General features: G+C 69.9%; 9 protein-coding genes and 1 pseudogene. 6 read left to right on the forward strand and 4 right to left on the reverse strand.

Features of this window, described 5'->3' with window-relative positions; genetic code table 11:
• Positions 1–1151: ATP-binding protein (locus AB0G02_RS10630; RefSeq protein ID WP_360792353.1), on the reverse strand; the 1151-nt coding region annotated here is incomplete at its 3' end.
• Between the two features lie 130 nt (positions 1152–1281).
• Between AB0G02_RS10630 and AB0G02_RS10635 the strand changes: the two genes are divergently transcribed.
• Both AB0G02_RS10635 and AB0G02_RS10640 read left to right on the forward strand, forming a co-directional pair.
• Positions 1282–2190 carry a class I SAM-dependent methyltransferase gene (locus tag AB0G02_RS10635; protein WP_360792354.1) on the forward strand — a complete coding sequence of 303 codons (909 nt, stop codon included), beginning with the start codon at positions 1282–1284 and terminating at the stop codon, positions 2188–2190.
• 168 nt (positions 2191–2358) lie between these two features.
• Positions 2359–2922 (forward strand): hypothetical protein, encoded by a 564-nt coding sequence (locus AB0G02_RS10640; RefSeq protein ID WP_360792356.1) that lies wholly within the window; start codon positions 2359–2361, stop codon positions 2920–2922.
• A 19-nt stretch (positions 2923–2941) separates the two neighbouring features.
• Here the strand turns inward: AB0G02_RS10640 and AB0G02_RS10645 are convergent, their stop codons facing one another.
• Positions 2942–3151 carry a hypothetical protein gene (locus tag AB0G02_RS10645; RefSeq protein WP_360792358.1) on the reverse strand — a complete coding sequence of 70 codons (210 nt, stop codon included), beginning with the start codon at positions 3149–3151 and terminating at the stop codon, positions 2942–2944.
• Between the two features lie 618 nt (positions 3152–3769).
• Between AB0G02_RS10645 and AB0G02_RS10650 the strand changes: the two genes are divergently transcribed.
• From AB0G02_RS10650 to AB0G02_RS10665, 4 genes are read left to right on the forward strand one after another with little or no spacing between them, the layout of a single operon-like run.
• Positions 3770–4213, forward strand: a complete 444-nt coding sequence (locus tag AB0G02_RS10650; protein WP_360792360.1) for a YbaB/EbfC family nucleoid-associated protein — start codon at positions 3770–3772, stop codon at positions 4211–4213.
• A 4-nt stretch (positions 4214–4217) separates the two neighbouring features.
• Positions 4218–4523 carry a type VII secretion target gene (locus AB0G02_RS10655; RefSeq protein ID WP_360792362.1) on the forward strand — a complete coding sequence of 102 codons (306 nt, stop codon included), beginning with the start codon at positions 4218–4220 and terminating at the stop codon, positions 4521–4523.
• Positions 4520–5821, forward strand: a complete 1302-nt coding sequence (locus AB0G02_RS10660; RefSeq protein WP_360792364.1) for a hypothetical protein — start codon at positions 4520–4522, stop codon at positions 5819–5821. Before AB0G02_RS10655 ends, AB0G02_RS10660 begins: the two co-directional genes overlap by 4 nt.
• A gap of 26 nt (positions 5822–5847) precedes the next feature.
• Positions 5848–6228: a hypothetical protein gene (locus AB0G02_RS10665; RefSeq protein ID WP_360792366.1), complete on the forward strand. Its 381-nt coding sequence runs from the start codon at positions 5848–5850 to the stop codon at positions 6226–6228.
• A 38-nt stretch (positions 6229–6266) separates the two neighbouring features.
• Here AB0G02_RS10665 and AB0G02_RS10670 read toward each other — a convergent pair whose 3' ends face one another.
• On the reverse strand, positions 6267–6602 hold the full coding sequence (locus AB0G02_RS10670) for a transposase (protein ID WP_360792397.1): 336 nt from the start codon (positions 6600–6602) through the stop codon (positions 6267–6269).
• Positions 6587–6952, reverse strand: a pseudogene (locus tag AB0G02_RS10675) (IS1182 family transposase); the annotation flags it as partial. The pseudogene AB0G02_RS10675 and the gene AB0G02_RS10670, both read right to left, overlap by 16 nt.
• Positions 6953–7242: the final 290 nt, after the last annotated feature.

Raw genomic sequence — 7242 nt, forward strand, 5'->3', positions numbered from 1 at the left:
GCGGACGGGCCCGCGTTCCGGGCGCACCGCTCGGCCAACACCGGATCGCCCAGTCGAAGCGCCTGGTCGGCCGCGTCGAGGCACTTCTCGTCCGCGGGGTGGTCTCCGGCGTCCAACTCCAGCGTGATCGCGCGCAGGGCGGCGGCGGGATGGCGCTTCCCCTCCTCCGCCAACGCGGTCGCGAGTGCGCGCCGCAGTCCCGATCTGGCCCGCTCCGGCAACAGGGCGAGGGCGGGCCTGCGGAACAGCGGATGCGCGAGCCTGAGCGCGGGTCGTGAACCGCTCTGGTCGAGCACGACGAGTTCCGAACCCAGCAGGTCACCGACGGCGTGCCGGTCGGCCACCGCCTCGAGCACTTCCTGGTCCAGCGGTTCCGCCATGGCCAAGGCGGCCAACGCGACCCGCTCGGACTCGGAGGTCGCGACGAACCTGTCGTCCACCACGTCGCCGAGGTCCCCCGCGGCGGGCGCCCCCGACCACGTCCACACCGGCCCGGACCGGCGCAGCGCTCCCGAGGCCAGTCCCACTTCGGTCAACTGCCGCAGGTGGAGGGCGTTGCCCCCGGTCCACTCGCGCATCCGCTGGACGGTCAGCTCGTCCACCTTCGCGGCCAGCGCGCCTTCCAGAACGCTCCGTACTCCGGCGCGATCGAGCGGGCTGAGTTCCAGCCGCTCGGCGTACCCGTCACGCCAGAGCGGTGCGATCTCAGCACCGGCCGACCGACCGGACCTGACCGTGAGCAGGAGGTGGACCCGACCGACCACCGCGAGCTGGTGCACCAGTCCGACCGACCTCCGGTCCAACTCGTGCGCGTCGTCGACGACCAGCAGTCGCCCACCGCCGGTGCCCGCGGTGAAGTGGCGGATCAACCGGTACAGGCGCAGCTGCTCGCGGAGGTCCGCGGGCGTGTCGAGCCCGGAATCCAGGTGCGGCAGGAAAGCCCCGAACGGGATGTCGCTCAACGCCGCGGTTGCCGCGACCCACGTCAGGTCCCAACCGCTCGCGGTCACGCGGTCCGCCACCTCACGCGCCAACCGGGTCTTGCCGATCCCCCCGGGTCCGGTCAGCACAGCACTGCCCGTCCCAGTGGTGAGGGCTTCCACCACCCGGTCGACGTCCTGGTCACGGCCTCGCACGGGCCACGTCGTCACTCTCCACAGTATCGAGCGGGCATCCCTCCCCTGCCATCCCCTGATTGAGTACCCACCACTCAATCGCTTGTCCGCCACCTTGCTCGACAGTGTCAGGGTGACGACACCGAGCGGAGACACCTCACTTTCGTTGACATCGGCACATGACGCCGCGTGGGTCCTGGCGGCCCTGGCGGCTTCGGTCCTCCACACGGGGGATCGCCTGCCCGAACCGCTGGCGGGAGTGCTCGCCGCAGCCGGCCTCACCGACCCCGGTGACGGCGGACAGCGGCTGAAGGCGGGGCTGATCAGGAACCCCGACCACGGCGCGGTCGTCCAGGCCGGCATCGAACTCCTCCTCCGGCAAGCCGTGCAGGCGAGCGCGGGCACCCGGGACTGGGCCGCACAACCGGATGAGGTGATGCTCGCCGTGGGACGCCTGACCGGTTCGGGCGCCTCCCTCGTCGCCGCCACTGCCGGCGGACTCGAAGGACTCGCCGCCCGGTTGCGTTCCCCGGGGGCGGCGATCCTCGACGTCGGCACCGGAGTGGGAGAACTGGCGGCCGGTCTGGCAGCCCTCTTCCCCTCGGCGCACGTCACCGGGCTGGACGTGCTGCCGCGAGCGCTGGCCCACGCCAGTCACACCGCGGACCGGCACGGAGTCGCCGGCCGCGTGCACCTGCGCCGTCAAGACGTGGCGACGCTCGTCGACGTGGAGGCCTACGACCTGGCGTGGCTGCCGACGAGGTTCGTCCCGGCCGCCGCCGTCGAGGTCGCGCTACCCCGGTTGCTCGTGGCGCTGCGTCCCGGCGGGTGGCTGTTGGCGTCCGTCGCAAGATCCGCGCAGGACGACTTGGGCCGCGCGGTGCGAACGTGGCAACTCGCGCTGACCGGCGGTGCGCCGTGGACCGCCGACGAGGTCGCCGATCGGTTGACGACAGCGGGGTTCGACCGGGTCGAGGTGCACGCCCCGGTCGAGGGGGAAGGAAGTCCTGGAGTCGGCACCCCCGTGCTGGTGGCCGGGCGGCGCGGCACGCCGTCGGCAGTGGCACCCGCCTGAGCACCTGTCGGTCGCGGTATCGGGTGACACAGTGATCCCGCAGCAACGAAATGTGCGGCTCCACACCGGTGGACGCCCATGGAGAGTGTCATCGCTTTTCACCCGTTCGGCACGCCGTCGCGGGATTACAGTGCGATCCAGTCAAGTCCCGGACGTGGGGGTTCTTCGATGAGAACGACGCGGAGAGCAGGGCTGTTGTCGACGGTGCGGCGGTCCTGGACGGGCGCCGTCGTCGCGGTGCTGGTGGCGGCCGGGGTCGTGGTCACCGCGCCCGCGGCCCAGGCGGCCACCGAGCTGCTGTCCTGCGTGGGCAGCGGTGCCGTCACCTACCAGCCGGGGGTGACCGCGCAGCCCAGGGTCGTCTCCATCAGCTCCAGCGCAAACTACGGCCCCTGCGTGTCCACCGGATCGCCCACCATCACCTCCGGCGGGTACGCGATCGTGGCCAACGGCCTGGTGTCCTGCCTCGGCGGCGGCATCTCCATCACCGTGACCATCACCTGGAACACCGGCGAGACCACCACCGTGGCCGCGGTCGGCCTGGTCGTGCTGCGCCCGACCAACGAAGTCGTCGTGGTCTACCAGGGCACCGTGACCGCCGGCCGGTTCACCGGCGCCGACGTCGTGATGACCGCGGCGCTGCTCAACACCACACCCGCCCAGTGCTTCACCCCCGAAGGCGTCACCGGCACCAGCGGCCCAGCCGACATCACCATCACCCAACTCGCCTGACCCGGCTCGACCGCTGATGTCAGTGGTTGGCTTGGGGTTCCCCGGTGGTCCAGTCCCAGTTGGCGATCGTGGTGCGCATCAGCTGGACGGTGGTCGACAGGTAGCTGTCGGCGCCCCAGTAGAGGGTGACCGTGCGGCGGCAGTCGGGGCTGTCGACGGGGATCCAGGCGATGGGGGCTTGCGTGACGCTGCGGCGGGCGAACGCGGGGGCGAGACCGACGCGCCACATATACCAGATGAGCGCCGCTCGCAAACTTGGCGGCAGGCGGCATTACTCGACGCCGGCTCACAGGTCCGGCCGGACAGCCGCTCTGTTGCCGAGCACCTAAGAAAGCACGGCAGCGGACGCCCGCCACCGAGGCGGTGCTGAGTACTATCACGCCACCTGACCTGCACGGACGATATTTTCGGCAAGCACAGGGCTTCTTCAGACCGTTGGGACGACAGGATTTGAACCTGCGACCCCTTAACCCCCAGGGTGGATCGGATCATGACCTGACCTGAGAAAACGTCGAATCGGCAGGTCACGACGGCACCGTTGAATGCACTTGAGCGCAGCTCGATCCTGTTGTCCCATCTTGACTTCTCCCAATTTCCTCCCATCGTCCTCCCACGACGGGCCCTTGTCGACCGCTGCGGGCGTCGAACGCCTGTGCGCGAATCAAGTGACCAGAGCCCGCAAGCGCGCTCGCTGCCTGCTCACCGCAAGAGACGGACGTGGCGGCTGGTACACCGATCTGGGCCAACTGGTTGGGCCGATCCGGTCATCTTGGGAGCGAATCGGTCCGGTGCGTCGTCTCGGGCGCAGTAGCTTGGTCCGATCTCTGCGTCACCGGAGGGGGAGCCGATGACCGATCCGTTGGCCAATGTGCAGCGCTTGGTGGACGACTGGGAGCGCAATGCCGAGGAGAAGGCGGCGCGGTACGAGTCGATGCGGCAGGAGGTCGAGCGGATCTCCATCACCGCCTCGGCCGCGAACGGGGCGGTGAGCGTGACCGTCGGCCCGAACGGCATCCCCAGCGCGGTGACCATGACCGACGGGGTGAGCCGGTTGCGGCCGGAGCAGATCACCGCGGCCGTGATGGAGGCGATGGGCAAGGCCCAGGCCGGTTATCCGGCCGAGTTGGCGCGGATCGTCGGGGAGACGGTGGGCCCGACCCCCTCCGGGCAGCACATCGTCGCCGTCGCCGAGCGGAACTTCCCCCGGCCCGAGCCGGACGCGCGACCGCCGGCGCCGCCGCGTCGGCCCGGTGATGACGGTGACTTCACCGACGAGAGCTACCTGAGGTGACGCGATGACCGGCTACGAGGCGGTGACCGGGGAGATCGGGGCGTTGGCCGGTCGGGTGGAAGGCCTGGCCGACCGGCTGCGCACGGCCGCCGACGCGGCGCGGACTGTGACGATGAACGACTCCGCCTACGGCGTGGTGTGCCAACCGTTCGCGATGCTGCTGCAGCCGTTCGAGGACATGGGCGTGCAGGCGCTTGCCAAGGCGGCGGAGACGGTGTCGGATAACGCGGCGAAGCTGCGCGAGACCTCCCGTGACTACGACGACCAAGAGTCCGGCGAGTCGGCGCGCTTCGACGGGATGAACACATGAACAACCCCCTGATCGCCGCCCCGCAGAGCGACACGACCGCGGTCACCGGCATCGGCATCGCCGAATCCGCCAACGACTTGGCGCAGGGCATCTCCGACGGCAGCTGGGTCGCGGCCGGACTGGCCGGCGTCGGCGTCGGCCTCGAAGTGCTGTCGATGGTCATCGACCCCATCGGCACCGTCGCCTCCTACGGTGTCGGGTGGCTGATCGAACACGTGCAGCCCTTGAAGGAGGCACTGGATTGGTTCGCCGGCGACCCGCCGGTCATCCGCTCCTTCAGCGAGACCTGGTCCAACGTCGCCGCCGAGATCACCCGCATCGCCGAGGAGCTCGGCACGCAGGACGCACCCGGCTGGCAGGGCGCGGCGGCCGACGGCTACCGCGGGCACGCCGCGCAGACCGCCGACGCCATCGCCGGCGCCGGCTCACTGGCCGAAGGCGTCGGCACCGGTGTGATGATCATGGGCGAGGTCGTCGCCGCCGTCCGCGAACTCATCCGCGACCTCGTCGCCGAAGTCGTCGGCAAACTCATCACCTGGGCACTGGAAGCCGTCGCCACCCTCGGCCTGGCCACCCCCCTCATCGTCGCCCAAGCCACCGCCACCATCGCCCGCGTCTGCAACCGCATCGCCGACCTCGTCCGCAAACTCGTCAAGACCATCGGCAACATCACCCCCCGCATCCGCAAAGTCCTCGACAAACTCGGCGAAATCATGGAAAAGCTGGGCAAACTCGGCCGCCGCGCCGACGGCGGTCCCGGCACCACACCGGGCGGGGCCGGACCCGACGCCCCGACCGTCCGCGACCCCGACGCGCCCGGCTCCTCCCCCGACGGCGTGGACTCCATGTCGGGCGACGGGCAGGACTACGACAACTACCTCGCCAACGACCAGGGCGTCGTCTACGGCGACGACCGTATGTCGATCGGCAACGACCCGGAGACCCAGCGGGTGCGCGACAACGTCCGCAACGAGGGACACCACGACGTGGTCGTGCACGGCTCGTCCGACGGCTGGCCGGTCCCGGGGCACGGGCACAACACGCACCCGGAGCAGATCGTCGAGGCGATCAGGAACAACCCGCACCGCGACCCCAACCAGCCGATCCGGCTGATGGCCTGCCACAGCGGCAATGACGTGGGCTGGGCCCAGCACGTGGCGGACCGGCTCGGCGTACCGGTCATGGCCCCGGTGGACGCGGTCGGTGTCGCCCGCAGGCCGGACTCCATCGCCAGGGTGCGCGGACATGAGCCGGGCGAGGGCTGGCGCTGGTTCCTGCCGAACTACAGTGGAAGTTGACCGAGCGCAAATGGATGGTGGATTTCGTGGTTGAGCTTCGCCCGGTGGGCATCTACGCCGAGTCCTACGCCCGGCCGAGGCCGGAGCTGCCTTCGGTGCGGCAGCAGCCGGTGGAGATCATGGACCGCGCGCGGGTCGTCGACTACATGCGGGCGGTCACGCCGGCGTTCGACGTGCTCGACGTGACCGTGGACCTGGTCGACGGCGCCACGAAGGTCAAGAGCGGCTCGTCGTTGGTGACCGACGGGGTGTGGGTTTGGCGCACCGACTCGATTCGGCACCTGGCCGCGCACGGTCTGCCGATCGACCCAGATTTCCTCGAGCACGTCCGTGCTCGCGACTACCGGGCGCCCGAGGACGTCGAGGTCACCGACGAGCTCGAGGACGCACTCCTGCGGTACTACTGATCCTGCCGGCCGCATCCCTCTTGGTTCAGGTCTCCACGCTACGAGGGGAAGCACAGTGGTCGTGGGGGCGCGCTTGTGCCGGGAGGTTGCCGGCTGAGGCGTTCGATGTTGACCGCGATGGCGGTGAGCACGTGCTGTAGGTGGGTTTTGCTCTGTCCTCGGTAGCGGCAGCGGCGCATGCCATGACCATGGGTGAACTCGAAAATGGTCCCCTCGATGCCGGAACGCACCGCGTAGCGCTTGTGCCAGGCCGGTTCCTGTCGTTCGGCGCGGTTGCGCAGTGCAGTTCGAGCAGCTCTTTCGGAGGGAAGCCCACGCTGCGCGCGGAAGCACGGGAGGTGGTGCACTGGGCCCGGACCGGGCAGGGTTGGCACTGGCTCTTGGTGAAGCGGGCCACGATCAGCGGGGCCGCGGTAGGCGAAGATGTCGGATAGGGGCCGTGCCAGCCCTTGCTGATCTGACCTTGTGGGCAGGTGACCTGGCGACGGTCGAAGTCGATGCGGAAGTCGTCACGGGCGAAGCCCTCGCCCTTGCGGTGCTGGTGGGTGGGGTTTGCAGGCAGCGGTCCGACGACGGTGACCTGGTGTTCGCGTTCGGCCCGCTCCAGGTGGACCAGGGAGGTGTAGCCGCCGTCGACCAGGTGCCGGTCGGGCCGCAGGCCGCGGTGTTGCAGTCTGGTGTGGATGCCGGGCAGGACCGAGGCGTCGGAGCTGGTGGCGGGCATGGTTGCCACGTCGGTGATCACGTTCGGGCTGTCGCCGGAGCAGGTCTCGGTCACGTGCGCGAGGAACCCCTGCCAGCGGGTGACCTGCCCACGACGCGCGTAGCGCACCGTCGGGTCGTAGGGCGAGACGATCCGGAGCGCCGACGGCGGCAGACCACTGCCCTGCTCGTCCTCACGCCACCGCAGGCGGCCCGTGGTGTCCACGTAGTAGTTCTGGACCAGCACCTGCCGCAGAGCCTGGACCTGGAAGACGTCGAGCAGGCCGGGATGGTCGCGGCTGAGGTGTTCGA

This window comes from Actinosynnema sp. NPDC023658, assembly GCF_040639995.1.
Taxonomy (GTDB): Bacteria; Actinomycetota; Actinomycetes; order Mycobacteriales; family Pseudonocardiaceae; genus Actinosynnema.

Excerpts from the sequence above, each read along its gene's own strand:
- AB0G02_RS10640 (WP_360792356.1), top strand. The coding sequence starts at position 2,359 with ATGAGAACGACGCGGAGAGCAGGGCTGTTGTCGACGGTGCGGCGGTCC.
- AB0G02_RS10645 (WP_360792358.1), bottom strand. The coding sequence starts at position 3,151 with ATGTGGCGCGTCGGTCTCGCCCCCGCGTTCGCCCGCCGCAGCGTCACG.
- AB0G02_RS10650 (WP_360792360.1), top strand. The coding sequence starts at position 3,770 with ATGACCGATCCGTTGGCCAATGTGCAGCGCTTGGTGGACGACTGGGAG.
- AB0G02_RS10655 (WP_360792362.1), top strand. The coding sequence starts at position 4,218 with ATGACCGGCTACGAGGCGGTGACCGGGGAGATCGGGGCGTTGGCCGGT.
- AB0G02_RS10660 (WP_360792364.1), top strand. The coding sequence starts at position 4,520 with ATGAACAACCCCCTGATCGCCGCCCCGCAGAGCGACACGACCGCGGTC.